The sequence below is a fragment of the Campylobacter sp. CH186 genome (assembly GCF_004378925.1).
Lineage (GTDB): Bacteria > Campylobacterota > Campylobacteria > Campylobacterales > Campylobacteraceae > Campylobacter_D > Campylobacter_D jejuni.
Genome location: NZ_RYYB01000005.1, coordinates 22,357 through 47,759, shown reverse-complemented (window position 1 = coordinate 47,759; position 25,403 = coordinate 22,357). Strand labels below are relative to the sequence as shown.

Here is a 25,403-nt window from a genome sequence, read left to right as displayed (position 1 = left end):
CTACTTTATTTTTATTTTTGAAAAAATTTTAAAAGAAAATGCTTTAATTAAAAATTAATTGACAATAAAAACCTAAATTTAAATTTTTTTCTGCTACAATATCAAATAATATTTTCCATAAATTACAAATTTCTTAAGAAGGTAAAAATATGTTTGATGAAAAAATAATCAATACTATGACAGATAAAGTAAATGAATTAATTGAAAAGTATAACGAAGTTTGCGAAGCCAATGAGGCTTTAAGAAATGAGCTTGTAAGTGTGAAAGCACAAAATGAAGCAAAAAGCAATCAAATCATGCGTTTAGAAGAAGAACTTAAATCTCGCAATATAGAAAGCGAAGATATTTATAAGAAAATAGAGGCTGTTCTTGGCAGATAATCTAAAACAAGTTATTGTTAATGTCAATGCAAAAGATTTCATTGTTAAGTGCAGTGAAGAATTTGCAAATTTTTTAGAAGATGATATCGCTTTAATTTCTGGCGGTACTAAAAAAATAGAACTTAAACGCTTTGTAGATGCGTTTGTTAAAAAAAGTTATGAAAATTATATTTTAGAAAGAGAACTTAAGAAACTAATAAAAGCAATCAATGAAGAACTCCCGACAAAATGAATAAAGCTTTTACTTTGCTTGAGCTTGTTTTTGTGATTTTGATTTTGGGAATTTTATCAAGCTTATCTTTATCTTTTATCAATACTACAAAAGATGAGGTTAAAATTTTAAAATTAAAAATGGACTATGAAATGCTAAGCTCAGCTCTTGCTTTAATGCGTAGTCAAATGAGACTTAAAAATTTAAATTTTCCAGAAATTTTAGATAATGCACAAAACAATCAAGCCAAAGAAAAACTCTTTTATTGTTTAAATGATTGTGATTATTCTTTGCTTGATACACCTATTTATTCTGATTTTAAATCTTGGATAAAAATAGGTAAAAATCACTATAGATTTGCATTAAATGCCAAAGAGATGGTTGAATTTATTTATGATTCTAAAGAAGGTTTGTTAAAGTGTATAGGAAGTTCTAGATGCAAAGATCTGATATAAGATATTATGAACTTGCAATTTGTGGTTTGTATTTGGATAATTTAACTTTTCATAGTTTTGATGAAATCAAACCTTTAACACAAGTATTAGTGGATTTAAAAACTAAAAAAAACCTTAAAGCTATCGTGCTTAAAGAATGTCAAAAACCTGATTTTAAAACCGTAGAAATTAAAGAAATTACAGGGTATTTTCTAACTCCTTTGCAGTTTGAATTGGTAAATTTTATTGTTTATTATTATGCTTCAAAACTTGGTTTTGTTTTGGGTTTTTTTGAAACTAGTCCTAAGTATAAATGTCACAAAATGTTTTTTAAAGATACCCCTAAGCTAAGCAATCAACAACAAAATGCCTTAAGTTTTCTTCAAAAAGAAAATAATTCCTTGCTTTTTGCTGATACAGGTAGTGGCAAGACTGAAATTTATATTTCTTTGATAAAAGAGTGTTTAGAACAGGGTAAACAAGCTTTACTTTTGATGCCAGAAATCGCACTCACTCCACAAATGCAAAAGCGTTTGGAAGTGTATTTTAAGGATAATTTTTTCCTGTGGCATTCTAAAATTTCAAAGAAAAAAAAGCAAGAATATTTAGAGCGTTTTTGCAAGGGAGAAGTGCTTTTAGTAGCGGGTGCAAGATCGGCTTTGTTTTTGCCTTTTAGAAATTTAGGACTTATTGTAGTAGATGAAGAACACGATAATTCTTATAAGGCTTCTAATCAGCCTTTTATCAATGCAAGAGATTTAGCACTTTTTTTGGGTCAAAAAAATAATATTAAAGTGGTTTTAGGTTCTGCAACTCCATCTTTAACGAGCTTTTATAAACAAAAAAGTTTTAGATTAAAAGGAACTTTTTTTGACAGTAAAAAACATTTTTTATATGATGAAAATGAGCTTGGTATAACACCTATGCTTTTAAGCGAATTAGAAAAAAGTTTAAAACATCAAAAACAAGCTATAGTGTTTTTACCTACAAGGGCTAATTTTAGACAAATCATTTGCAAGGATTGTGGGGAAACGATAAAATGTCCTTTTTGTTCTATCGCTATGAGTATGCATAAAAAGAAAAATGTTTTAAAATGTCATTATTGTAATTATACTTCTTTGATAGAGCAAAATTGTCCAAGTTGTAAAGGAGAAATGTTAGAAGCTAGAAAAATGGGGACTGCTGAACTTTTAGAGCTTTTGCAAAATGCTTTGCCTTTAGCAAAAATAGTAAAATTTGATAGCGATGAAATCACAAGCGTTAAAAGGCTTAATACTATTTTAAAAGACTTTAATGAAAATAAGATCGATATACTTATTGGCACCTCTATGCTTGCTAAAGGGCATGATTATCATAGTGTGGATTTGAGTGTGATTTTAGGGCTTGATGAGTATTTGTTTCGTCCTAGTTTTAGAGCGAGTGAAGAAACTTTAGCTTTAGCTATGCAAGTTGCAGGTAGGGCAGGGCGTAAAGGCGAAGCAAGAGTACTTTTGCAAACAAAAAATAGAGCTTTTTTTGAAAGGTATATAGAGGATTATGATGCTTTTTTAAAAGATGAGTTAGAAAATAGAAAAGATCTTTATCCTCCATTTAAACGCCTTTTAAGAGTTCTTATAGAAGATAAGGATCAACAATCCTCACAAAAGCTTTGCGAAAAACTTGCCTATCAATTTAAAAATATCAAACAAGTAGAATTGGTAGGCTATGGAATTTGTGGAGTTGAAATGCTGCATGGAAAATATCGTTTTTATTTATTACTTAGAAGTGAAAATCACAAAGCTTTAGTGGCAATTGAAAATTATATTTTGCAATTTAAAAATGTAAGTGCAGATATTGATCCTATTGATTTTGTGTAAGCAAGATAATTATTTATCTTTGTATATCTTTTCAAATTCTTTATAATATTTCCAAGAGTCAATAATATGAGGATGTGTTTGTTTTAAATGATTTAGTTCATTTTCAAATATATTAAAAAAAGTATAAATAAGTGATTTATTTTTTATAAAATAATCTATCACATCTTTTTCTTTCATCATTTTTGTTTCTGTTTCGTCTATGGTTATTTTAATTTGATGTAAAAAATTATGTAAATAATGTTTAATTGTTGAAAATAAAAGATTGTTTTGTTCTAATTGCTTAAAATTATTTTTATCAATATATACACCCATATCATTACATAGGTCATTTTTTATAATTTCTTGTATTATGTCTATTTTTTCATTATTAATGTGTTTTCTGTCTAAAATTATGGGAATGCTAGAAGTTTTATCAATATTAAAATTTTTATTATTTTTAGGAGTATTAAGATAAAAGGTATTGTTAATATCCTTAGAATTTGCATAAAGTGTAATAGGAAAAAGATAGCGAATATAACCTCTAAATTCTTTAATTTTAAATAAATCTAATTTATCTTTATGGGGGGGGGTAAAATTAAAATTTATAGCAAGTAAATTCATAGTATCGAAGGCCTTTGATTGGCGGATTTCTTCCATATCAAGATAGTATACATTGTCTTTGTTAAAATATTTTAATAAATAAGAGATGATAAAAACTCCTTGTTGTAGTTCGTTTATATCGATTTTAATTTTATGATTTTGATGAGTAAGATAGTCAATATAATAACGCCAATCATAAGTTAGATTAAATTCAGGGGGATAGTTTCTTAAAACTTTACTCCAATCTCTTCCCCAGTTATGCTTTAAAATTCCTATTGGATCGCGAACTCCACAAATAATTTTAGAGTTAAAATCCAATAAAGATAGATATTTATCAAAATAAGATAGATTAATTTCTGATATATTAATAGCATATTGAGTAATTGTATTGTCATTTAGACACATGTAATTAAGACAATATCTTTCTTTGGCATCAGGTGGTAAAACCCAGGAGGCAAAACAAGTTACATCGCAACATTGATTAAGGTATCTTAAAAATGCTGCTGCTCCAACGCCATGTGGAGAAATATAGATAAATTTATAGTGTTTAGGCAGGGGCAAATTTAAATCCCAAGCTAATTCTGCGCAATGTCGACTAGCATCTATTTCTATAAAATTAGGATTGATTAAAGGTGGATAAGGATGTTTTGTTGATAAATATCTATTCTCAAATTCGCTAGAATTGAGCCAAGTGCAAATTGTTTCAATATTTTCCAAAACAAAGGTAAAAAATTTTTCATTATTCGAATTTTTTAAAGCTTGTAAAAGAATTTGAGCCAAGGTTGGAGTTAGGTTATTTTTTATATAGAGTAAAAGATTTTGCATATAACCTCTTTTAATTGTATTTAATTTATATGTATAATTCATAAATATTTAAATGTCGTGAAATTTAAATATATTATCAAAAATAAACTTTAATTAAAGCAATAAAAAGTTAAAATTTGATATTAAAATTTTTCAAAGAGTGAAGTTATGGAGTATAAAAGATTCAAAACCAGACAAATCAAAGTAGGAAATGTTTTAATAGGCGGTGATGCACCTATTTCAGTTCAATCGATGCTTTTTACTAAAACAAGAGATATAGAAGGTTCTTTAGAACAAATCAATCGTCTTTATTTTGCAGGAGCAAATATAGTGCGTTTGGCGTGCTTGGATATGGCTGATGCAAGGGCTTTAAAAGAGATTAAAGCTAAAAGTCCTTTGCCTTTAATCGTAGATATTCATTTTAATCATAATTTGGCTGTATATTGTGCTGAATTTATCGATGGAGTGCGTATAAATCCTGGCAATATAGGCTCTAAAGAAAATATCAAAGAAGTGGTAAAAGCATGTAAAGAACAGGGTATCCCTATACGCATCGGTGTAAATCACGGCTCCATAGAAAAACAATTTAGCGATAAATTTGGCTATGGTGTCGATGCTATGCTAGAAAGTGCGATGTATAATATCAAGCTTTTAGAGGATTTAGACTTTTTTGATATTAAAATTTCCATGAAGACTTCAGATGCTCAAAAAACTATAGAAGCTTATGAGAGATTAAGACCGCTTTGTGGCTATCCTTTTCACTTAGGGGTAACTGAAGCAGGAACTAAATTTCATAGCACCGTAAAAAGTTCTATAGCTTTAGGAAATTTACTTCTTAAAGGTATAGGCGATACTATGCGTGTTTCTATGACGGGCGAACTTGAAGAAGAAATTCGTGTAGCAAGGGCGATTTTACAAGATAGCGGAGTGCAAAAAAGCGGAGTAAATATCATCTCTTGTCCAACTTGCGGTAGGATTCAAAGTGATTTGTTAAGTGCGATTAAAATCGTAGAGGAAAAAACCAAGCATATAAAAGAACCTTTAAATATCAGTGTCATGGGCTGCGTGGTAAATGCTTTGGGTGAAGCTAAAGGTGCTGATGTGGCTATAGCCTTTGGAAAAAATCAAGGACTTGTTATAAGACATGGTGAAGTTGTAGCTAAATTAAAAGAAAGCGAACTTGTAGATAGATTTTTAACTGAAGTTGAAGATGAGGTTAAAAGTAGGGCTGCAAAAGAATAAAAGCCAAGAAGCAAGGTTTAACCTTGCTTTTAGAATGGCCATATCGCTTCTATAACTTTACTACCCCAAGGTTTTCTTGTGCTTCTATCCACTTCACCTTCTGTTTTATAGAGAATTTTAGCATCTGCTATATATTTACTATCTATAGTATTGTCTTGACCGATGTCATAAGGACGAATAACACCGCTTAATTGTATGATTTGTTTTTCTCCGTTGATTAAAAGCTCTCTTGAACCTTCGATAAAATAGTTACCATTTGATAAAATTTTAATTACACGTGTTGAAATTGTAGTATTGAAACTTTCATTTCTGCTTTGTGAGCCTGTTCCTGTGTAGTTGTTTGAACTATTGGTTTGAAAGCCTATATTAGAATAAGCATTGACTTTATTAAGAGCATTAGCTACCACTCCTGAACTTCCTTTTAAAGCACCTCCGCCTAAATTTGAGGTATTAGTTCTACTTGTTGCTTTATTGGCTTGTGTGCTTTGAGTGGTGCTTTCTTGTATAATAACTGTAACTAAATCATTTACATTCATAGCTTTTTTATCTGAAAATAAAGGATTATCCCCTTTGCCAAAAAGAGATCCTGGTGCACTTTCTATATTATTACTTTGTTTTGGTGCAAGTTCTTCTACATAAGCAGGTGGTTTCATTGAAATTTGTGGATCAACCGTTGCAGAACAACCAAAAAACGCAAACGGTAACACATAAAATAAAACTTTTTTCATTTTCGTCCTTTAAAATATAAATTTTTTATTTTTATTTTGTTAAAATTAGAAAAAGCAAAGAGTGTTCCACATTTATAAATTCAAGGAGAAAATGATGGCAAATCTTTATTTGATGAGATCTAGAAGTGATGAATTAAATACTATTATTAGTACAAATTTGCTTAAAAATTATAGCAAAATTTACAAAAATATCGCAATTTATTGTCCTGTGATATACATACATCGTGTCCCTGTTTTGCAAGGTTGGTTGGAAGAATTTAATATTAACCAAACCGTAAAAAGTGCTTATGGTTTTACCTTTAGAGAAGCAATGGAGGAATTTAGCAAAGATCCTCATAATTTTTTTAATGTTATTTTAGAAGAATACGAAGAGTTAAAACGCAAATACGATTTTGTGCTTGTAAATAGCTTTTGTGAATTTGGAATACTTGATGGATTTGATCTTAGTATAAAATTGGCTAAAAATCTTAATACCCCTATTGCTGCTATTATTAACGATGAAGATAAACTTATAGCTCAAAAATATTTCGATCATGCCCTAGATGGTCGTAATTATGTTTTGATTAATGAAAATTTTAATTTTGAAGAAGTGCAAAAGCTTGAAGAGTATGATTTTATAACTCCGCATCGTTTTAAATATGAATTGATTAAACAAAGCGTAAAAAATAAAAAAACTGTTGTTTTGCCAGAAAGTAATGATGAGAGAATTTTAAAAGCTGCTGAAATTTTATTAAAAAGTAAAGTTGTTGATCTTATTTTATTGGGTGATGAGGAAAAAATCAAACAAGATGCTGCTAGATTAAGTCTTGATTTAAGTACTATACAAATTATGAATCCACTCAATTCAGAATATAATCAAGAATTTACTTCCATTCTTTACGAGGCAAGAAAATCTAAAGGAATGAGTTTAGAAGAGGCTAAGATGCTAGTTCAGGATAAAACTTATTTTGGAACTTTGCTTATACATACTGGAAAAGCTGATGCTATGGTTAGTGGAGCATCGACTACTACGGCTGAAACGATTCGCCCTGCATTGCAACTTATTAAAACCAAAGAAGGTATTAGTTCTGTTTCGGGAATTTTCTTTATGGGGCTTGAAGATCAAGTTTTAGCTTTTGCTGATTGTGCTGTAAATCCAAATCCAAGTGCTGAACAGCTTGCAACTAGTGCTTATGTAAGTGCTATGACTGCTAAGTCTTTTGGACTTGAACCAAAAATAGCTTTGCTTTCTTATTCTAGCGGTGATAGTGGTAAAGGGGAAAGTGTAGATCTTGTAAAAGAAGCATTAAAGATTGCTAAAGAAAAATACCCTGAGTTAAATATAGATGGTCCTATGCAGTTTGATTGCGCTTACGATCCAAAAACTGCAGCAAAGAAAATGCCAAATTCTAAGATAGCAGGCCATGCAAATGTATATATTTTTCCTGATCTTAATGCAGCAAATATTTGTTATAAAGCAGTTCAAAGAACTGCTAATGCTTTAGCAATCGGTCCTATTTTACAAGGTCTTAAAAAACCTGTTAATGATTTAAGTCGTGGATGTTTGGTAGATGATATTGTAGATACTGTTATTTTAAGTGCTATACAAGCTCAATAGAAAGGAATAATAAATGAAAATTTTAGTTTTAAATTCGGGTTCTTCATCGATTAAATTTAAATTTTTTGATAATAAAGTCGTTAAAGCGAGTGGCTTAGTAGAGAAAATCGGAGAGCAAAATTCAAAAGTTATATTAAAAAATGTTTTAAATAATGAAAGTTTTGAAAGAGAATTAACGATAAATAATCACGAAGAAGGACTTAGTATAGTCAATGAGCTTTTTAAAGAATCAGGAATTTTAGCGGATTTAAATGCTCTTGATGGCTGTGGTCATCGTATAGTTCATGGGGGAAGAAATTTAAGTGAGCATTGTTTAGTAGATGACTATGTTCTTAAAGAGATAGATAGGGTTAGTATTTTTGCTCCTTTGCATAATCCTGCCCATTTAGCAGGTATAAAAACAATGATTAAAGCTGCACCTAGTGTTGCAAATGTGGCTATTTTCGATACAGCTTTTCATCGCACTATGCCTGATTTTGCTTATATGTATGCTTTGCCTTATGATTTTTATGATAAGCATAATATTAGAAGATATGGTTTTCATGGGACTTCTCATGCTTTTGTCAGTTCTAGAGCGGCAAGTTTGCTTGAAAAAGATAAAAGTGAACTAAATGTTATCTCCGCTCATCTTGGAAATGGTGCAAGTGTATGTGCCATAGAAAAAGGTAAGAGTGTAGATACTTCTATGGGATTTACTCCACTTGAAGGACTTATTATGGGAACGCGTTGTGGAGATTTAGATCCTGCTATTTTACCTTTTATTAGTCATCTTAAGGGTTTAACTATAGAAGAAATAGATACACTGATGAATAAAAAAAGTGGAGTATATGGAATTTGCGGTTATAATGATTTTAGAGATATAGAAAGAGAGATAGAACAAGGTAATGATAAAGCACGCTTGGCTCTTGATATGTTTTGTTATCGTCTTGTTAAATATATAGGATCCTACTTTGCTGTGTTGCCAAAAACCGATGCTATTATTTTTACAGGTGGCATAGGAGAAAATGATAGTTTGGTTCGACAAAAAGTATGTGAGAGATTAGCTCATCTTGGTATCGAGTTAGATTTTGAACTTAACAAACAAAGGATTTCGGGCGAAAGAATGATAAATCATGCAAATTCTAAAGTTAAAGTGCTTGTTATTCCTACAGATGAAGAATTAGAAATCGCTAGAATCACAGAAGAACTTATCGGTAAAAATTAAATTTTAAAAACTATATAAATCTTTCATTTATATAGTTTTTAGCAAGGTTATATATTCACTTTGCTTTTCATTTAAAACTTTAAAAGTGCTTATCATATAAGAAAATTCATCATCGCTTAAACCATAAAGTTCTTTAACTAATAAATCATTTTTTGCTCTTAAGATATCATAAGCTTTTTTCGTTTTTGGAATTTCTTCATTTTGTATATTAAATTCTTGTTTTAGTTCATCAAAATGATGATTTTTATCATTGTAAAGTTGTAAAAGCAAGGCATTTTTAGTTAGAGTTTTATAGATTTCATTGTTTTGAATTTTTTCATCGCTTGGTTGAGGCAGAGGAATTCTTTCTAGGTAAGTTTTATTTACATTGATTTGCACCATATTTCTTATGATAAAATCAACCACTAAAGAATTAAACAAAGCCAAAACAAATAAAATCTTTTCATAAGGCATTATATCTATACAAATTTTATCATCTTTTAAAATATATTGTTTTGGAATGTTAGAATAAACACTATTTCCACATCCACAATTTTTTGGCAATAAAGAAGCTATCAAAGTTCTTTCGTTAGTGTCACTTGCAACAGCTCTATATCCAAGTCTAAAAAATTCTCTATCGTATTTTATCAATTTAGGATTTAATTCTTTTTGTGTAGCTTTTTTAGCTCTTGAAAGTTCTTTGCTTTTTAAACGCTCATCAAATTTAGACTTTTCTAAAAAATAAGTAGTTTGGCTAAAATTTGCATCAAATTGATGTATCATTTTGCCTTCAAATAAAGGTAAAAGTCCTTCCCTAAACTCTTCTATAAACAAATCTTTATCATTTGTCATATCAAGTTCTCTTCTAAAATCTATATAATCAAAAGATAAGTTTTGAAAAGCATTGTAGCATTTTCTTAGAATTTCTAAAGCCTGTTTGTCTTTTAACTCCATTAAGGCTAGGTGAGTTGGGCTTAGCTTTTTGATATCTTCTAAATTTAGAGTTAAAATTTCATCTTTGTTTTTTAGTGAGTTTATATCTGTTTTATAAAACATCGTTTTGATTTGATGAGTGTGATTTGCTTGTGTGTTTTTTACTTGCATAAGAGCAAATTTATACCTTGAATCCACATCAGCAAATATAGCTTGTCTATTTTCAAAACTATAAAAATATTCTAAAGTTTTATTTTCTAAAATTTCTTTTCTTAAAGTTAAGCTTCCATCTTCAAACATCAAAGCACTAGGTAAAACATAAGCTAAATTTCCATCTTGTTTTAAAAGAGAAAGATTTTTTTCTACAAAAAGACGAAATAAATTTCCATCTCCACTGCCTTTGTTTAAAGGATAAGCTTTTTTATAATACTCGTTTAAATCATTTATATATGCTTTTTGTTTTTCATAATTTTGCTTTATATAATCTTTAGCCAGCAAATTTGCTTGAATTTCTTTTTTCTTGCTAGCGATTAAGCTTCTATAATCGCTTTTATATTGTGGAAAGAAATCATCATCACTAAATTTAGTTTTATCCCAAGGTGGATTACCTATGATGATATCAAAGCCTTTAAAGACTTGATTTTCTATGATTTCAGGAAATTCTAACTCATAGTTAAAGAAATTAAATTCTTTTTGATATTTGCTAATGATGTTTTTTGCTTGTTCATTTTGGCTTAAATTTTGTATATCATCTTGACTTAGGGCTTTTAGAATTTGTAATTCTTCTTTGTTGACAAAATGAAGCGTGTTGATATAGTTTAGATATAAATTTAGTTTATTAAGTTTTGGTGTGATTTCATTTTGATAGATTTGTTTAGATTGTTTGATTTGTTCTTCGTTGGTATCTTTTAGATTGTCAAGTTTTTCAAATACTTCTTGTAAAATTTCAAATTCTTGTGTTATGGAATTTGTAAAAAGGTTGCTTGAGTTTTGTTTTATCAAATCTTTAAAATCACTTAGATTAGAATTTATCAAGGCATTGCCGCACTTTATGTGGTGTTCTATAAAAGAAAGTGGGGTTCCAAAGATAAAACTATCTATCCAAAGGCTAAGTTTAGTAAGCTCTATGCTAAAAGGGTTTAAATCCACCCCATAAATAATGCGTTTTAGTAAAAGTCGTTTTAAAATATCACTCTCATCTACTTCATAGTCTTGCACAAAATCTTTTATATAGTTTAAAATATTTTCTTTTTCTTCTTCGTAAAGTTCTTTTAAATTTGTAAAATGATCAAAATCTGATAAAACAATGTGTGTAATAGCATTTAAAACTCCAACTAAAAAATGTCCACTACCGCAAGCATTGTCTAGTATTTTAAATTTCAAAATATTTTCATTGTTTAGTTTGTCTTTTAAAGCACTTTGGATTAAAAAATTAGCTATGGATTGAGGTGTGTAAAAGCTTGCGCTTGCTTTTCTTGAGTTGCTAGTATTTTTAAGGTAAATTTGCCCTTTTTTGTAAAAGGTGTATTTTTCTACTTTTTTTGATTTTTCTAAAATTTTAAAATCATAATTATCAAAATAACATTCTATTTCTTTTGATTTTTCTTTATAGCTTACATAGTAAATATCTTCATTTGCTATTTCAAAAAAATAAGAAAGCAAGCCTTCATAAATCGTTCCTAAATGTTCTACACTTAAAGTTTTGTAATCTCTTTTAAAGCTTAGATTTTTATCTTTAAAATTTAATAATTGGTTTAAAATGAATTTTAAATCTTTATCGTTAAAGATTTTTGGCGTGCTTAAAAGAGCGGTTTTGCTCTCATCAAACAAACCGCCATTAAAAACAGGCATGTCAAAATTTCCCTTGCCTTTGTTGTAAATGTTGAAAATATTTTCAAGTTCTCCAAAACCACCACTTGAGCTTTCATCTTCTTGTAAATTTTCAAGTAAGGTTCTAAGACTGATTTTACTTTTAAAATACTTATGTTTTTCTAGTATAATTTCAAATTTATCTTCAAAATAAGCAATAAATAAAAGCCTAAAGATAAAATATAAAGAATTTTCATAGATTAGTTTTAAATCCGCCTTTGTTTTATTGTAAATTCTAGAGCCTATGAATTCAAATAAAGATTCATTTCCATTGGTTCCATAAATGATAGATTTTAAATCATCTTCTATTTTGATTTTTGAAAGTTTATTGTTTTGTAGAGTTATTTCTAAATGATCTTCTTTTTCTGTGAAATTAAAAGCGCTAAATACGCTATAAAAATACGCAAAAGCTTCAATATTTTGATCTTCAATGATTTTTTCTAGATTGATTTCGTAAAAAACTTTGTTTGAATTCAGTATAGAATTGTCATAAAAACGCCAAAATCTACCATTGGTTAAAAAACCATAATTTTTCTTAAGATTACCTAGATATCTTAGAATTTGAAAGTGTGGGTTGTCTTTTACTTTTTTATTGTCTATTTCTATATTATAAGCTTTTGACTCTAAAATGATTGTGAAATCATTGCTTGATTTTTTTGTTTCTTTGTCTAAATTTTCGTATTTTGATTTTAATTTGTCATTGCTAAAAAGTAGAAAATCGGGTTTTTCTACTTTTCCTTGTATGATTTTTTCATCCTGTCTTACAAAGTACCACCCTAAAATTTCTAATACTTTTGATATAAATTCATCTTCAAATTGATGTTCATTTTGTTTTGTAAATTTGTTTTTGTCGTAAATTTTTGTAATTTTAGTTAAAATATCTTTAAAGGCTTTTTGATTTGCGTTAAAATTGTAAATGTTAGGAAAGTCAATTTCTAAAGAATAGCTTGTAAAAAGATTATTGTTGAGGTATTTTTTAAGTTCTTGATAGTAATTCATGGCTTTCTTTCTAAAGTATTTTTAAAAATTTGACATTTTAAATTATATCTAAAAAATTTAAAGACTTGTGCTTATTTATGAAAATGATTTTTTAGTTGGAATTAATTTTCTTTGGATAAAATTTTAATTAAAAAATAAAGCATGGATTATGAAAAAATTTAAAGAATTTAGCCTTCGTTTTTTATTTAAAGTATCAGAACAACCTGTTCTTATAAAAGATTTATTAGAAGCAAATGCACTTTTTAATGACGGTATGCTTGTAGATCCCTCTAAGCTAAATTTTAATTTCAAAATTCTAAATTCTTATATTTATTATGGTGTTTTTTGTGCTGTGGTTTTGTTGCCATTGCTTTTAATTACTCATTATTTTTTAACAAAACTTGACTTTCATATAAGCATAGTGAGTGCTGTTATGGTTACTGCTTGTGTATTTATAGGATATGATATTTTTAAAGTTTATACTCGCAAAATAATCTCAAAAAAAATAATACAAAAAGCCTGGGCTTTGCATTTTCCTTATTTTACTTATGAAAAATACTCTATAATGGCAGGTGAAATTTATAAGGAAGCCTTAAAAGAAGAAATTCCAAAAGCAAATTTAGAGCAGTATGTTTTAGATAAAATTATTCATTCTAAATAATCTAAAATTTGATTTTGGAATCGCATATTTTCAAGCCTTCTTTTTAAATCTTTATTTTCTTCGTTTAAAACGCTTTCTTCTGTTCTTAATGTAGCAATTTCTCTACTAAGATAATAAATTTGATTTCTAATATAAATTTGTGGAGCAAATAAAAATAACGCAAAACTAACAAGCAAAGCCGCAAAAAGAAGATGATTGAAATTTAGGTTTCTATCTTCTTTGGTGGCATTAGAGAAGCCTTCTAGTAAAACATTTTTTGCTTTTTGAGTATCTTCATCATTTTGTTGTTTTTCTTGAGCTTGATTAGGTGGTTTTGGAAGTTCTTGTTTATTTTCTTGTGGTGTTATCTTTTTTTGTAAATTTTCCAAACTTTGTTTAATATTGGGTTGTTTTTCTATAGTTTGAGAAATTTGTATCTTGGGCTCAGTTTTTTGAATTTTTTCTATAGATTTTATGGATTCTTTTTTTTCTTTTTTATCTTGGATAGGATTTTGATCATTTTTTGTTTGAATTTTTGGTTTGGTTTGAATATTTTTTATCTCGTTTATTTTTTTTCTTCCAAACGAAAAAATCTTTTTAGTTTTTTTATTTTCTTCTTTTTTTCTTTCTTTCATTTTGGAAAAAATTTTTTTAGCAAGAGATTGCTTTTCTTCTAATTTAACATTGATCAGATCTTCTTTTAAATATATATTTGATTTTTTAGTATGTTTTGACTCATACTCTTCATCGAGTTCTTCTAAGAATTTATTAGGAGTCTTTTTTTTAAAACGACGTCTTAAAATATCATCGCTAGAAATTTCATCTCTTAAATCATCATCAAGCGGTTTGCCTTGATTTATGGCACGAGAAAATTTCAGCATTTTTTGGCGTATGTTTTGGCGTTCTTTTATAAAATCATCTTCTAGCATTATTTATTATCCAAATTATTAAAATAAAAAGCCCGCATTTTAGCACAACTAGAGCGAGAATTTTTTAAAAGTTCTTCCTTGCTTACGCTTATAGCTTTTTTGGTTATTATTTGCCCTAGGCTATGGTTATTTCCACATTCGCAACGCATTATTTTTTCATCACAAATGCAGTTTTTTGACCATTTTTTGAAAAAATTTTTTACTATTCTATCTTCCAAAGAATGAAAACTAATGATTGCTAAAATGCAATTTTTTGGTTTTAAATTTTCTAAATGCCCAAGAAAATCTTTAAGCACTTTAAGTTCTTGATTTACTTCTATTCTAATGGCTTGAAATGTTAAAGTAGCTTTGGAAATTTTTCTATGATTTTGTTTGCCTTTTCCTATGATTTGATAAAGTTCCTTGGCACTTTTGATTGGATTTTTACTTCTTTCTAAGCAAATTTTTTCAGCAATAAAATGTGCATCGTGTAATTCTCCATATTCTTTAAAAATGGAAATTAATTGCTCTTTTGTATAAGTATTAATAATCTCATAAGCCGATATTTTGGAGTTTTGATTCATTCTCATATCCAAAAAGTCAGAATTTACGCTAAAACCTCTTTCGTTATTATCAAGTTGAAATGAAGAAACTCCAATATCTGCTAAAATACCTCTTAATTCTTCTTTGTGTGAAATTTTTTCTAAAACTTCACTAAAATTACTTTGTATAAAAGTTATCCTATTATGAAAATCTTTAAGACGTTTTTTAGAAAATTCTAAAGCTTGTTGATCTTGATCACAAGCAATGAATTTAAGATCAGGATGATTTTTAAGCAAAGCTTCACTATGTCCGCCAAATCCTAAAGTGCAGTCTAAAAAATAACCTGTTTTAAGATTTTTAAAAATCTCTTGAACTTCATTAAGTAAAACTGGGATATGAGGAATTTCCAAAATCAATCCTAATAAATTTTTATAAGCTATAATTATAACTAAATTTCATTGTAAAAATCATAAAATTTAAAGAACAAATATTTTTTTGGTAAAAATTATATAATTAAACTCCACTTAAACACTTCTACGATACAATATCTAGTTTAAATTCAATCAAGGAATGATATGCTTACTTGGATGCAACATCACAAAAAATATCTTGTTGTTACTATATGGGTTAGTACTATAGCTTTTGTTGGCGCTGGCTTTTTAGGTTGGGGTGCTTATGATTTTAATCTCAATAGAAGTTCGAGTGTTGCAACTGTAGGAAATGAAAAGATAGGTTTTAGCGAATTTGATACTAGATATAGACAAATTTTAAGTTATTATAATCAAATTAGCAATGGTGCTTTAACTCCAGAAAATGCTGAGCAACTAGGCATTAAAAATATAGCTTTAAGCTCTCTTGTTGAAGATAAGCTTTTGTTAAATTTTGCCAAAGATTTGGGTATTGGCGTAAACGAGAATGAAATTTTACAAAAACTTGCAAATACTAGAGAATTTCAAGATCCTACAGGGGATTTTAACAAAACAATTTATTATGAACTTTTAAATGCCAATAATTTAACTCCAAAAGATTATGAAACACAACTTGCAAGTGAAGTAATTACCGATAAACTTAATCAAATTTTTAATATTCCTAGCAAAGATGAAGAATTAAAAATGTTAGCTTCTAGTTATTTCATGCAAGATGCTTTAAGTATTGCAAAAATTGATTATGACAAAAAAAATATTAAGATTAACGAAGAAGATTTAAAAAAGCTTTGGAATGAACATAAAGAAGATTATAAAACTAAAAAAATATATGAAATTTCAACTTATTTTTTGCCAGTTAGCAATGAGAAAATTGACGACAAAGAATTAGAAAAATTTTATAATCAAGATGAAAATAAACTAAAATATAAAGATTTTGCAGGTAAAGTGATGGATTTTCAGTCTGCTAAAAATGAAGTTGCTAAAGATTATGCTTTAATGCAACTAAAGAATGTGGCTAATGCTAAATTTTTAGATTTAAAAAATGGGAAAGATAATTTTCAAAAAGATCAAAATATTAGTGAATCTGATGTTTATTATCCAATTGATCTTTTGAATAAAGCTAAAAATGGAGATGTTTTGCGACCAGTACCTTATAATAACGGATATATCATAGTTAAACTAAATAAAGTAGATCCTATAAGAAATAAAACTTTTGAAGAAGCTAGAGAAGAAGTTTTACCTATGTATTTAAGCGAACAAGCTAGAAAAAATTTAGAAGAAAAAGCTAAAAATAGTTTAGTAAATTTTAAAGGCGATGATATAGGCTTTGTAAGTCGAGATAGTTCTCGAGAGAGTGTAAAGCTTAGCGATAAGATATTAAATGATTCTGAGTTTGCTTATTTTTTAATGAATGTATTTAATACTGACCAAAATAGTTCTTATGTGGTCATTAATGACAATAAAGCAATATTATATAAAATAAATAAACAAAAATTAGATATGAACTCCGATAAATTTGAACAATACAAAACTATGCTTGAGCAAAATTTGCGAAATTTAAAAGTAAATGAGCTTAAGCAAGAACTTGTTGATGAACTTAAAAAGATATATCCGATAAAAATTTATTATAAAGGGAATTGATTTTGAATATATTAGGAATTGACTTAGGCTCAACCCAGACTTGTGCCATTATTGCTCAAAAAGATGAAGATGGATTAAAAATTATTGGTTTTTCCAAGTCGAAAACTAACGGGGTTAAAAAAGGTGCCATTACCAATATAGAGCTTGCTTCTAAATCTATCGAAGAAGCTGTTAGAAGTGCTGAGATGATGAGCGGCGTTCATTATGATAAGGTTGTGGTGTCTATATCAGGTGCTTATACTAAAAGCGTTGATAGTATAGGTGTTGTTAATATTCCAAATCATGAAATAGGCATTAAAGAAATTCATCGTGCTGTAAGTACAGCTAAGCATACTGCCAATCTACCAAGTGGTTATGAAATTATCCATGTTTTGCCTTATAATTTTAAGGTTAATGATCTTGAACATGTTGATGATCCTTTGGGAATGAGTGGCAATCGTTTAGAAGTTTCAACCCATATAGTGATTTCGCAAGAATCTCATATTAAAAATCTTAAGAAAGCAGTTGAATTAGCTGATTTAAGAGTGGATAATATAGTTCTTTCAGGATATGCTTCAGCTATAGCTTGTTTAGATGATAGCGAAAAGGAATTAGGCGCTGTTTTGATTGATATGGGTGGAGCGATTTGTGATATGGTTGTTCATACTGGAAATTCAATTAGATATAATGATTGTTTGCAAATTGGCTCGATTAATATTACCCAAGATTTATCAATGGCATTGCATACACCTTTAAAAGAAGCAGAAAAAATCAAGCTTAATTATGCAGCTCTTTCGCAACAACCTAATACCCTTATACAAATTCCTTCAATGGGTGATGAAAGAAAGGTTAATGAAGTTTCTTTGGATATTATTTCAAATGTAATTTATGCAAGAGCGGAAGAAACTTTGATGATTTTGGCAAAAATCTTAAGTGATAATCGTTATGCCAATGCTATAGGCGGTGGAGTTGTTTTAACAGGTGGAATGACTAAGTTAGCAGGTATTGATGAGCTAGCTCCTGCAACATTTGATAATCGCTCAGTTAGACTGGCTACTGCAAGAAAAGATTTGATTACTGGTTTTAGTGAAATTTTTAACGATCCTGAAAATACTTGTGCTATAGGACTTTGTTTATATGGAGCGGGGTATTTTACGCCTTATGAACTTGATTCTAATGAGAAATTAAGATATAAAGGGGAAATTGAAAATTTTAATCGTCAAATTAAACAAGATATTGTTTTGCAAAAAGATACAGAAAGTGGAATAAAATCTGATTTTTTTGATGAAAATTTGCAAGAAAATGATACAATTGCAATACAAGAACAATTAGATTTTAAAGAGCCAAAAGAAAAAAAACCTAGCGTTTTTTCAAATATCTGGCATAAAATTATGAATCAATTTTAACAAGGAGAAATTTTTATGAGTGAATTTTTAGTAGAAGAAATGCAACATAATAAAGGTGCAAAAATTAAGGTTATAGGCTGCGGTGGCGGTGGCGGTAATATGATCAACCATATGGTTAAAATGGGATTAAATGATCTTGATTTAATTGCAGCAAATACTGATGCACAAGCTATTTCAATTTCATTAGCAAAAACTAAAATTCAACTTGGCGAGAAAAAAACTAAAGGTTTAGGCGCTGGTATGCTTCCTGAGGTAGGTGCAGAAAGTGCTAGAGAAAGTTTTGAAGAAATAAAAGCAAGTCTTAGTCAAAGTGATATTGTATTTATTGCTTCAGGTTTTGGTGGAGGTACTGGAACGGGTGCCACTCCAGTTATTGCACAAGCAGCTAAAGAGATTGGAGCTTTAACTGTTTCTGTTGTAACTATGCCTTTTGCATTCGAAGGAAAACAAAGAAAAAAACTTGCTGAAAGCGGTCTCCTTGAGCTTAAAAAAGAAAGTGATTCTATTCTTGTAATTCAAAATGAAAAATTATTGAGCATTATTGATAAAAAAGCAGGCATTAAAGATGCTTTTAGATTGGTTGATGATATTTTAGCTCGTGCTGTAAAAGGTATGGTGTCTATCTTGCTTGATAATGGAGATATTAATGTTGACTTTGCAGATGTAAGAACCATCATGAGTCATCGCGGACTCGCACTTATGGGTGTTGGTAGTGCTAGTGGTGAAAATGCTATAGAAGAGGCTCTTTCAAACGCTATAGAATCTCCTTTGCTTGATGGAATGGATATTAAAGGTGCCAAGGGAGTTATTTTACATTTTAAAACAAGTTCTAATTGCTCTTTGTTTGAAATTTCAGCAGCAGCAAATAGTATACAAGAAATTGTTGATGAAAATGCTAAGATTATTTTTGGTTCTACCACAGATGATAGCATGGAAGATAGAGTTGAAGTAACTATTATTGCGACAGGGTTTGAAGATAAAGATACAGTAGCTAAAAAATCTACCGAAGAAGCTCAAGCTTCTAAGAAAAATCCTTATTTAAGTCTTAAAAAGGTAAGCGGTGGTTATGATGAAGAGATAATGGCGCAAATTGAAACACCAACTTTCTTGCGTCGTCAAATGGATTAAAATTGATTTTTAAAGCAAGATTGAGTCAAATCTTGCTTTTTATAGTTTAAAATTCTCTCCTAACAATCTTTCAAATATTTATTTTTCTTTGTTTCTAAAAGTTGGAACACTCTTTGCTTTTATAGCTATAAAATCTTAATTTTATAGGTGAAAATATGCAAAATGGATATTATCAAGCAACTGGTGGAATGGTAACTCAGTTTAATAAACTTGATGTGATTACTAATAATCTTGCCAATATTAATACAAGTGGGTACAAAAGAGATGATGTGGTTATTGCAGATTTTAAAAGGATTTTTAAAGAAACTCAGGATGAGTTGCCTATAGAAAATCACACAAGAGATGCATCTCGTTTTGTAAATACTACAATAGATGGAATTCCGCAAGTTTCTCAAGAATATACAGATTTCAGCCTAGGTTCTTTAAAGGCCACAAACAATCCTTTGGATTTGGCAATGACTAGAGAAGATGCTTTTTATTTGGTTCAGTCCAAAGATGGAGAAGTAAGATTAACTAAAGATGGAAATTTTCAACTTGATGATGAGGGTTATTTGGTAAATAAGCAAGGATACAAGGTATTAAGTAGTGATTATTTTAATAATCCTCAGAATGCTGGCATACGCATTCCTAATGGTGCTGTTCAAATTAGCGTTGATAAAAACGGAAGCATTGAGGTTGATGGAGCTCAAAATGCAAGATTATTTGTAGCACAAGTAGATGATATAAGAGCTTTGCAAAAAGATGGGGATAATGTCTATAAAATAGATGATCTAACCCGCATTAGAGATTTGGAAAACTCCAATGCTATTCGCCAAGGTTTTTCTCAGGGATCAAATGTTAATCCAGTTACTGAAATGGTAGGACTGATTGAAGCAAACAGAATGGTAGAAATGTATCAAAAAGTTATGACAGCTCATATGGATGACTTAAATCAAGAAGCTATCAATAAGCTTGCAGCTGTTAAATAATTTAAAATAAAATAAAAAAAAGGATTAAAAATGATGAGATCACTTCATACTGCTGCTACGGGAATGGTAGCGCAGCAAACACAAATTGATGTTACTTCAAATAACATCGCCAATGTTAATACAGCAGGTTTTAAGAAAAGTCGTGCAGAATTTGCTGATCTTATGTATCAAGTTATGAAGTATGCAGGAACTTCAACTTCAGCTACTACTCTTTCTCCTTCGGGTATAGAAGTGGGTGTGGGTGTGCGTCCAACAGCGGTAACTAAAGTTTTTACTGAAGGAAATTTAAAATCAACAAGTACTGATGGTCTTGATATGGCTATTGCAGGTAATGGGTTTTTTCAAATACAACTTCCTGATGGCACTATAGGATATACTAGAAATGGGCAATTTACAAAAGATAATGAAGGTAATATTGTAAATTCAGATGGTTATAGACTTTTACCTGAAATGACAATACCTGAAGGCGCAACAGCAATTAATGTTGCTACAGATGGAACCGTTTCTGTAATGCTACCAGGGGAGCAACAAGAAACTCAAATTGGCCAAGTGGAGCTAGTTCAGTTTATAAATCCAGCAGGTCTTCATTCTATGGGTGATAATCTTTATCTTGAAACAGGAGCAAGCGGTGCACCTGTTGCGGGTATAGCAGGACAAGATGGACTTGGAACGATAAGACATGGATTTATAGAACTTAGTAATGTTCAGCTTGTTGAAGAAATGACAGATCTTATCACAGGACAAAGGGCTTATGAAGCGGGTTCTAAAGCAATTACAACAAGTGATGATATGCTAGGAATTGTAAATCAGCTTAAGCGATAGTTGATGCAAAATAAATAATTTTTTAATTCTTTTTTAGTTTAATGGCGTGTTAAACGCCATTAAATTTTTTAGCAGGAGTAGCAAGTTTTAAATTCATAAGCAGTTGGACGAGCTTCTACTGGCCAAACTTGTGTTTCAAATTTTAAATGCTGATAGTCATCGATAAAAATATCGCTCATTACAGGTTTTAAATAAGAATTATGTCGGATTAAAGCTTCTAAACTTCCTCTTAGAGTATGTGGTAATTGCTCTATCCCTTTTTCACGTATTTCATCCAAAGTAAGATCAAATAAATTTTCATCCATGGGACCCACAGGAATGGTTTTATTTTTGATTCCATCAAGACCTGCCATTAAAAGACTAACAAAAGCTAAATAAGGATTAGCAGTGCTATCAGGGAAGCGAATTTCTATACGAGCTGAATTTTTACCTATACCATAAGGAACGCGACAACTTGCTGATCTGTTTTGACAAGAATAAGTTAAAATACAAGGAGCTTCAAAGCCAGGAACTATTCTTTTGTAAGAGTTGGAACTTGGATTTGTAAAAGCTGCAACACTTCTAGCATTTTTTAAAATTCCACCTATATAATTTATAGCAGTTTGACTAAGTCCACTGTATCCATCTTTATCGTAAAATAAATTTACTCCATCTTTCCATAAGCTCATATGAACATGCATACCATTGCCATTATCTCCGTATAAAGGTTTTGGCATAAAAGTGGCAGTTTTGCCATTTAAATGAGCTACCATTTTTACAACATATTTATAAATTTGAACATTGTCAGCTGCTTCTACAAGCGTGCCAAAATTTACTCCTATTTCAGCTTGTCCTTGTGCAACTTCATGATGATGAACAAAAGTTTTAAGACCTACTTTTTCAAGGGTTTGAACCATTTCAGAACGAATATCTACTAAAGAATCAATTGGCTGAACTGGAAAATATCCACCTTTGTTTCTTGGCCTGTGTCCAGTATTGTAGCTATCGGTAAATTCTCTATCATCATTCCACTCTCCTTCTTCGGTATCAACTTCATACTTAGAACAATGAGTAGTATCAACTATTTTTACACTATCAAAAACAAAGAATTCATTTTCTGGTCCAAAGTAAGCAGTATCAGCTATGCCACTATTTTTAAGGTGTTCCATTGCTTTTTTTGCTATGCTTCTTGGACATTTTTCATACATTTGTCCTTTGTAAATATCATACACATCACAAAATACTATGATAGTAGGATCAGCCGTAAAAGGATCTAAAAAAGCACTTTGCGCATCAGGTTTTAAAATCATATCTGATTTTTCTATAGGTTGCCATCCATGGATTGAGCTTCCATCAAATGGAATGCCAGTTTGAAATGTTTCTTCATTGATTGCATGAAGATTATAGGTAATATGATGCCAAGTTCCTATCATATCCGTAAAACGAAAATCAACAAAAAGCACTTCATTTTGTTTGCAAAATTTGAAAAAATCATCTATATTATTAACAAATTTTCCCATATTTTTACTCCTTTATGTAATTAAATTTATAAAATTATATCATAAAATTTTTAATTAAGATTTAATTAATATATTTTTTTTAATAAATTTAAAAATTTAATTTAAAAAGATTAAAAAAATAAAAATTTATATTTTTGTTTTAGATAAAATTGATTATAATTTTGAGCAATTATTGAAAATCTAGATTTAAAAAAAGGAAAAAAATGACTCAAGAAGAGCTTGATGCTTTGATGAATGGTGATGTTGATCTTGATTCAGAGACAGAAGCAGAGGTAAAAACCGAAGAATCGAATACCGAAGAAGATGCTTTGATGCTAGAAGATGTCAAAATAGCTGATTACAAACCTAATCCTAGTGTAGTATGGCCACCACCCCCACCAAATCAGGAGCATAAAGTTGTACATCAGTTAGATGATGTTACAAAAGATAGCGAGCTTAAAGCAACGGAAATGATGGATAAGCTTGAAAGTATTAATAATTTTTTTGCGGATTCTGAAAGTTTACTCAAAGAAATAAATAAAGCAATAGAAAAAAATATTGATATTTTTTCTAAACTTAATGAAAAATTTCCTAATGTGGAAAGTTTCGGTGAAGCTTTAGAATTAAACAATCAAGCTAAAAAAAGTTCTAAGGAGATTGTCGGAAATCTTCAAAGTGGACAAGATGAAGTGATGATGGCAATGGATGCAATGCAGTATCAAGATATACATCGTCAAAAAATCGAACGTGTTATTAATGTAATGCGTGCTTTAAGCCGTTATATGAGTTCTTTATTTGAAGGTAAAATTGATGATAAAAAACGTGTAAGTTCTGCAGTGCATATTGAAGGCGATAGTACTGCTGATGTTGTAAGTAATGATGATATAGAAGCTTTAATTGCAAGTTTAGGGCAAAAATGATCATTCCTGAAATAGTAGCTCCTGCAGGAAATTTCACAAAATTAAAAATTGCTTTGGCTTATGGCGCAGATGCGGTTTATGCGGGTGTGAATAATTTTTCTTTAAGATCACGCACTGCAAGAGAATTTAATTATGAAAGTTTTGAAGAAGCTATCAAATATACTCATGAGCGTGGTAAGAAAATTTATGTTACTTTAAATGGTTTTCATTTAAGCTCTCAAATTGAAGGTTTAAAAAGACATATATTAAAATTACGTGAGATGAAACCTGATGCTTTTATCGTAGCTTCTGTTGGAGCTATGCGTCTTGTTAAAGAACTTGCACCTGAAATTTCTTTACATGTTTCTACTCAGGCAAATATTTTAAATTATTTAGATGCTCAAGTTTATAAGGATATGGGTGCTAAAAGGGTTGTAATTGCCAGAGAATTAGGGCTTAAAGACGCTAAAGCTTTAAAGGAAAATTGCGATATTGAACTTGAAGCTTTTGTGCATGGTTCTATGTGTTTTGCTTATTCAGGGCGTTGTTTAATAAGCTCTGTGCAAAGTGGAAGAATGAGCAATCGTGGATCTTGTGCAAATGATTGTAGATTTAATTATGAGCTTTATGCTAAAAATCCAGAAAATGGCACTTTATTTCGCTTAGAAGAAGATGAAAATGGTACTCATATTTTTAATTCTAAAGATTTAAATCTTTGTTCTTATATAGAAAAAATCATGCAAGAAAATTGTATCAGTGCTTTTAAAATAGAAGGGCGTACTAAAAGCGAATATTATGTTGCGCTTACAACAAGGACTTATAAAATGGCTATACAAGATGCTTTAGAGGGTAAATTTGAGTCAAGTAAGTATGAAAAAGAGATTGCTACACTTAAAAATCGTGGTTTTACAGATGGCTATCTTGTTTCGCGTCCTTTGGAAAAAACCGACACGCAAAATCATAATACAAGCATAGAAGAAGGTTCTCATCAAGTGCATGCTATAAGCGAAGATGGAAGCTTTTTTAAATGTAAAGGGAAAATCGTTTTAAACACGCCTTATGAAATTTTAGCCCCTTTAGGCGATGTGATTCAAACTTGCGATAATGAACTAGGTAAAATTTATCAAAAAGAGGATAAATATTTTATAGAGTTTAAAAAACTCATTGCTAAAAACAATAAAGAATTTAGCGAAATTCATAGTGGCAATGAACATGAAATCCAATTACCAAATAAAATCAGTGCATTAAGTTTTTTAAGAAAGGAAATATAGATGAATTTTGTTTCTATTTTAATGGGAAGCAAGAGTGATTATGAGACTATGAAAGAGGCTGCTAAAACTTTAGAAAGTTTTGGGGTAAAGTATGAACTTATTATCTCATCAGCTCATCGTAGTCCAAAAAGAACAAAAGAGTATATTGCAAATGCTGAAGAAAAAGGTGCGAAAGTTTTTATAGCAGCAGCTGGAATGGCAGCACATTTAGCTGGAGCTGTTGCAGCTTATACAACAAAACCTGTTTTGGGAGTGCCTATGTCAGGAAGCAATCTTGCAAGTATGGATTCTTTGTTTTCTACGGTGCAAATGCCTAGTGGAATTCCTGTAGGAACTTTAGCTATTGGTAAGGCTGGAGCGATCAATGCTGCTTATTTGGCTATGCAAATTTTAGCTATTTATGATGTTGGTTTAGCACAAAAGCTTAAAGAAGATCGTCTTGAAAAAGAAAAAAAACTTGTATCTGATTCAAAAGAAGTAGAAGTTTTATTATAAGGGATA

General features: G+C 29.8%; 22 protein-coding genes. 16 read left to right on the top strand and 6 right to left on the bottom strand.

Going from position 1 to position 25,403, the window contains the following annotated elements; translation table 11 throughout:
• Positions 1–149: 149 nt before the first annotated feature.
• The 4 genes from ELQ09_RS05705 to ELQ09_RS05690 are packed head-to-tail and all read left to right on the top strand — an operon-like array spanning position 150 to position 2,881.
• A complete protein-coding gene (locus ELQ09_RS05705) occupies positions 150–380 on the top strand; it encodes a hypothetical protein (protein WP_002852327.1) in 231 nt (76 codons plus the stop codon).
• Positions 370–612 (top strand): hypothetical protein, encoded by a 243-nt coding sequence (locus ELQ09_RS05700; RefSeq protein ID WP_002854947.1) that lies wholly within the window; start codon positions 370–372, stop codon positions 610–612. Before ELQ09_RS05705 ends, ELQ09_RS05700 begins: the two co-directional genes overlap by 11 nt.
• The gene (locus ELQ09_RS05695; RefSeq protein ID WP_002852324.1) at positions 609–1,046 is read left to right on the top strand and encodes a prepilin-type N-terminal cleavage/methylation domain-containing protein; all 438 of its coding nucleotides are present in this window, start codon (positions 609–611) and stop codon (positions 1,044–1,046) included. Before ELQ09_RS05700 ends, ELQ09_RS05695 begins: the two co-directional genes overlap by 4 nt.
• Positions 1,028–2,881: a primosomal protein N' gene (locus ELQ09_RS05690; RefSeq protein ID WP_044780529.1), complete on the top strand. Its 1,854-nt coding sequence runs from the start codon at positions 1,028–1,030 to the stop codon at positions 2,879–2,881. The genes ELQ09_RS05695 and ELQ09_RS05690 overlap by 19 nt, the downstream gene beginning before the upstream one ends.
• A 9-nt stretch (positions 2,882–2,890) precedes the next feature.
• Here ELQ09_RS05690 and ELQ09_RS05685 read toward each other — a convergent pair whose 3' ends face one another.
• A complete protein-coding gene (locus ELQ09_RS05685) occupies positions 2,891–4,285 on the bottom strand; it encodes a DUF2972 domain-containing protein (protein ID WP_134263824.1) in 1,395 nt (464 codons plus the stop codon).
• 147 nt (positions 4,286–4,432) lie between these two features.
• Between ELQ09_RS05685 and ispG the strand changes: the two genes are divergently transcribed.
• On the top strand, positions 4,433–5,506 hold the full coding sequence (ispG, locus tag ELQ09_RS05680; RefSeq protein ID WP_134239950.1) for a flavodoxin-dependent (E)-4-hydroxy-3-methylbut-2-enyl-diphosphate synthase: 1,074 nt from the start codon (positions 4,433–4,435) through the stop codon (positions 5,504–5,506).
• A gap of 29 nt (positions 5,507–5,535) precedes the next feature.
• On the opposite strand, the gene flgH is transcribed toward ispG, so the two are convergent.
• Entirely contained in the window at positions 5,536–6,234 is a 699-nt protein-coding gene (gene flgH, locus ELQ09_RS05675) for a flagellar basal body L-ring protein FlgH (protein WP_134263823.1), read from the bottom strand.
• 91 nt (positions 6,235–6,325) lie between these two features.
• Between flgH and pta the strand changes: the two genes are divergently transcribed.
• Both pta and ELQ09_RS05665 read left to right on the top strand, forming a co-directional pair.
• Positions 6,326–7,831, top strand: a complete 1,506-nt coding sequence (pta, locus tag ELQ09_RS05670) for a phosphate acetyltransferase (RefSeq protein WP_079862139.1) — start codon at positions 6,326–6,328, stop codon at positions 7,829–7,831.
• A 13-nt stretch (positions 7,832–7,844) separates the two neighbouring features.
• A complete protein-coding gene (locus ELQ09_RS05665; protein WP_134224812.1) occupies positions 7,845–9,035 on the top strand; it encodes an acetate kinase in 1,191 nt (396 codons plus the stop codon).
• A gap of 27 nt (positions 9,036–9,062) precedes the next feature.
• Here the strand turns inward: ELQ09_RS05665 and ELQ09_RS05660 are convergent, their stop codons facing one another.
• Entirely contained in the window at positions 9,063–12,815 is a 3,753-nt protein-coding gene (locus ELQ09_RS05660; RefSeq protein ID WP_134263822.1) for a class I SAM-dependent DNA methyltransferase, read from the bottom strand.
• Between the two features lie 148 nt (positions 12,816–12,963).
• On the opposite strand from ELQ09_RS05660, the gene ELQ09_RS05655 reads away from it, so the two are divergent.
• Positions 12,964–13,455, top strand: a complete 492-nt coding sequence (locus tag ELQ09_RS05655) for a hypothetical protein (protein WP_134224814.1) — start codon at positions 12,964–12,966, stop codon at positions 13,453–13,455.
• Here the strand turns inward: ELQ09_RS05655 and ELQ09_RS05650 are convergent.
• Both ELQ09_RS05650 and rsmH read right to left on the bottom strand, forming a co-directional pair.
• Positions 13,443–14,363 (bottom strand): hypothetical protein, encoded by a 921-nt coding sequence (locus ELQ09_RS05650; RefSeq protein ID WP_134224815.1) that lies wholly within the window; start codon positions 14,361–14,363, stop codon positions 13,443–13,445. The two genes, ELQ09_RS05655 and ELQ09_RS05650, sit on opposite strands and share 13 nt — an antisense overlap.
• A complete protein-coding gene (rsmH, locus tag ELQ09_RS05645; RefSeq protein WP_134224816.1) occupies positions 14,363–15,301 on the bottom strand; it encodes a 16S rRNA (cytosine(1402)-N(4))-methyltransferase RsmH in 939 nt (312 codons plus the stop codon). Before rsmH ends, ELQ09_RS05650 begins: the two co-directional genes overlap by 1 nt.
• 159 nt (positions 15,302–15,460) lie before the next feature.
• On the opposite strand from rsmH, the gene ELQ09_RS05640 reads away from it, so the two are divergent.
• The 5 genes from ELQ09_RS05640 to flgG all read left to right on the top strand — a co-directional run bounded on the left by ELQ09_RS05640 (position 15,461) and on the right by flgG (position 21,254).
• Positions 15,461–16,951 (top strand): peptidylprolyl isomerase, encoded by a 1,491-nt coding sequence (locus tag ELQ09_RS05640; RefSeq protein ID WP_134224817.1) that lies wholly within the window; start codon positions 15,461–15,463, stop codon positions 16,949–16,951.
• Positions 16,948–18,336, top strand: coding sequence for a cell division protein FtsA (ftsA, locus tag ELQ09_RS05635; RefSeq protein WP_134224818.1), 1,389 nt, complete (start codon positions 16,948–16,950; stop codon positions 18,334–18,336). Before ELQ09_RS05640 ends, ftsA begins: the two co-directional genes overlap by 4 nt.
• Before the next feature lie 15 nt (positions 18,337–18,351).
• Complete coding sequence (gene ftsZ, locus ELQ09_RS05630) at positions 18,352–19,464, top strand: cell division protein FtsZ (RefSeq protein ID WP_002852071.1); 1,113 nt, start codon at positions 18,352–18,354, stop codon at positions 19,462–19,464.
• Positions 19,465–19,619: 155 nt separating this feature from the next.
• Positions 19,620–20,432 (top strand): flagellar hook-basal body protein, encoded by an 813-nt coding sequence (locus tag ELQ09_RS05625; protein ID WP_134224819.1) that lies wholly within the window; start codon positions 19,620–19,622, stop codon positions 20,430–20,432.
• 30 nt (positions 20,433–20,462) lie between these two features.
• Positions 20,463–21,254: a flagellar basal-body rod protein FlgG gene (gene flgG / locus ELQ09_RS05620; RefSeq protein ID WP_002852142.1), complete on the top strand. Its 792-nt coding sequence runs from the start codon at positions 20,463–20,465 to the stop codon at positions 21,252–21,254.
• A gap of 68 nt (positions 21,255–21,322) precedes the next feature.
• On the opposite strand, the gene glnA is transcribed toward flgG, so the two are convergent.
• Positions 21,323–22,753 (bottom strand): type I glutamate--ammonia ligase, encoded by a 1,431-nt coding sequence (glnA, locus tag ELQ09_RS05615; RefSeq protein ID WP_002854995.1) that lies wholly within the window; start codon positions 22,751–22,753, stop codon positions 21,323–21,325.
• 203 nt (positions 22,754–22,956) lie between these two features.
• Between glnA and ELQ09_RS05610 the strand changes: the two genes are divergently transcribed.
• The 3 genes from ELQ09_RS05610 to purE are packed head-to-tail and all read left to right on the top strand — an operon-like array spanning position 22,957 to position 25,397.
• Positions 22,957–23,652 carry a chemotaxis protein gene (locus ELQ09_RS05610; protein WP_070300924.1) on the top strand — a complete coding sequence of 232 codons (696 nt, stop codon included), beginning with the start codon at positions 22,957–22,959 and terminating at the stop codon, positions 23,650–23,652.
• On the top strand, positions 23,649–24,902 hold the full coding sequence (locus ELQ09_RS05605; protein ID WP_044258389.1) for a peptidase U32 family protein: 1,254 nt from the start codon (positions 23,649–23,651) through the stop codon (positions 24,900–24,902). The genes ELQ09_RS05610 and ELQ09_RS05605 overlap by 4 nt, the downstream gene beginning before the upstream one ends.
• Positions 24,903–25,397, top strand: a complete 495-nt coding sequence (purE, locus tag ELQ09_RS05600; protein ID WP_070300926.1) for a 5-(carboxyamino)imidazole ribonucleotide mutase — start codon at positions 24,903–24,905, stop codon at positions 25,395–25,397.
• Positions 25,398–25,403 lie beyond the last annotated feature (6 nt).

Bases quoted from the DNA above. Each gene is read 5' to 3' on its own strand.
- ELQ09_RS05610 (WP_070300924.1), top strand. From the start codon at position 22,957: ATGACTCAAGAAGAGCTTGATGCTTTGATGAATGGTGATGTTGATCTT.
- ELQ09_RS05605 (WP_044258389.1), top strand. From the start codon at position 23,649: ATGATCATTCCTGAAATAGTAGCTCCTGCAGGAAATTTCACAAAATTA.
- glnA (WP_002854995.1), bottom strand. From the start codon at position 22,753: ATGGGAAAATTTGTTAATAATATAGATGATTTTTTCAAATTTTGCAAA.
- ELQ09_RS05640 (WP_134224817.1), top strand. From the start codon at position 15,461: ATGCTTACTTGGATGCAACATCACAAAAAATATCTTGTTGTTACTATA.
- ftsZ (WP_002852071.1), top strand. From the start codon at position 18,352: ATGAGTGAATTTTTAGTAGAAGAAATGCAACATAATAAAGGTGCAAAA.
- ELQ09_RS05690 (WP_044780529.1), top strand. From the start codon at position 1,028: ATGCAAAGATCTGATATAAGATATTATGAACTTGCAATTTGTGGTTTG.
- pta (WP_079862139.1), top strand. From the start codon at position 6,326: ATGATGGCAAATCTTTATTTGATGAGATCTAGAAGTGATGAATTAAAT.
- ELQ09_RS05695 (WP_002852324.1), top strand. From the start codon at position 609: ATGAATAAAGCTTTTACTTTGCTTGAGCTTGTTTTTGTGATTTTGATT.
- ELQ09_RS05650 (WP_134224815.1), bottom strand. From the start codon at position 14,363: ATGCTAGAAGATGATTTTATAAAAGAACGCCAAAACATACGCCAAAAA.
- ispG (WP_134239950.1), top strand. From the start codon at position 4,433: ATGGAGTATAAAAGATTCAAAACCAGACAAATCAAAGTAGGAAATGTT.
- ELQ09_RS05660 (WP_134263822.1), bottom strand. From the start codon at position 12,815: ATGAATTACTATCAAGAACTTAAAAAATACCTCAACAATAATCTTTTT.
- ELQ09_RS05665 (WP_134224812.1), top strand. From the start codon at position 7,845: ATGAAAATTTTAGTTTTAAATTCGGGTTCTTCATCGATTAAATTTAAA.
- ELQ09_RS05655 (WP_134224814.1), top strand. From the start codon at position 12,964: ATGAAAAAATTTAAAGAATTTAGCCTTCGTTTTTTATTTAAAGTATCA.
- ELQ09_RS05685 (WP_134263824.1), bottom strand. From the start codon at position 4,285: ATGCAAAATCTTTTACTCTATATAAAAAATAACCTAACTCCAACCTTG.
- flgH (WP_134263823.1), bottom strand. From the start codon at position 6,234: ATGAAAAAAGTTTTATTTTATGTGTTACCGTTTGCGTTTTTTGGTTGT.
- flgG (WP_002852142.1), top strand. From the start codon at position 20,463: ATGATGAGATCACTTCATACTGCTGCTACGGGAATGGTAGCGCAGCAA.
- ELQ09_RS05625 (WP_134224819.1), top strand. From the start codon at position 19,620: ATGCAAAATGGATATTATCAAGCAACTGGTGGAATGGTAACTCAGTTT.
- purE (WP_070300926.1), top strand. From the start codon at position 24,903: ATGAATTTTGTTTCTATTTTAATGGGAAGCAAGAGTGATTATGAGACT.
- ELQ09_RS05705 (WP_002852327.1), top strand. From the start codon at position 150: ATGTTTGATGAAAAAATAATCAATACTATGACAGATAAAGTAAATGAA.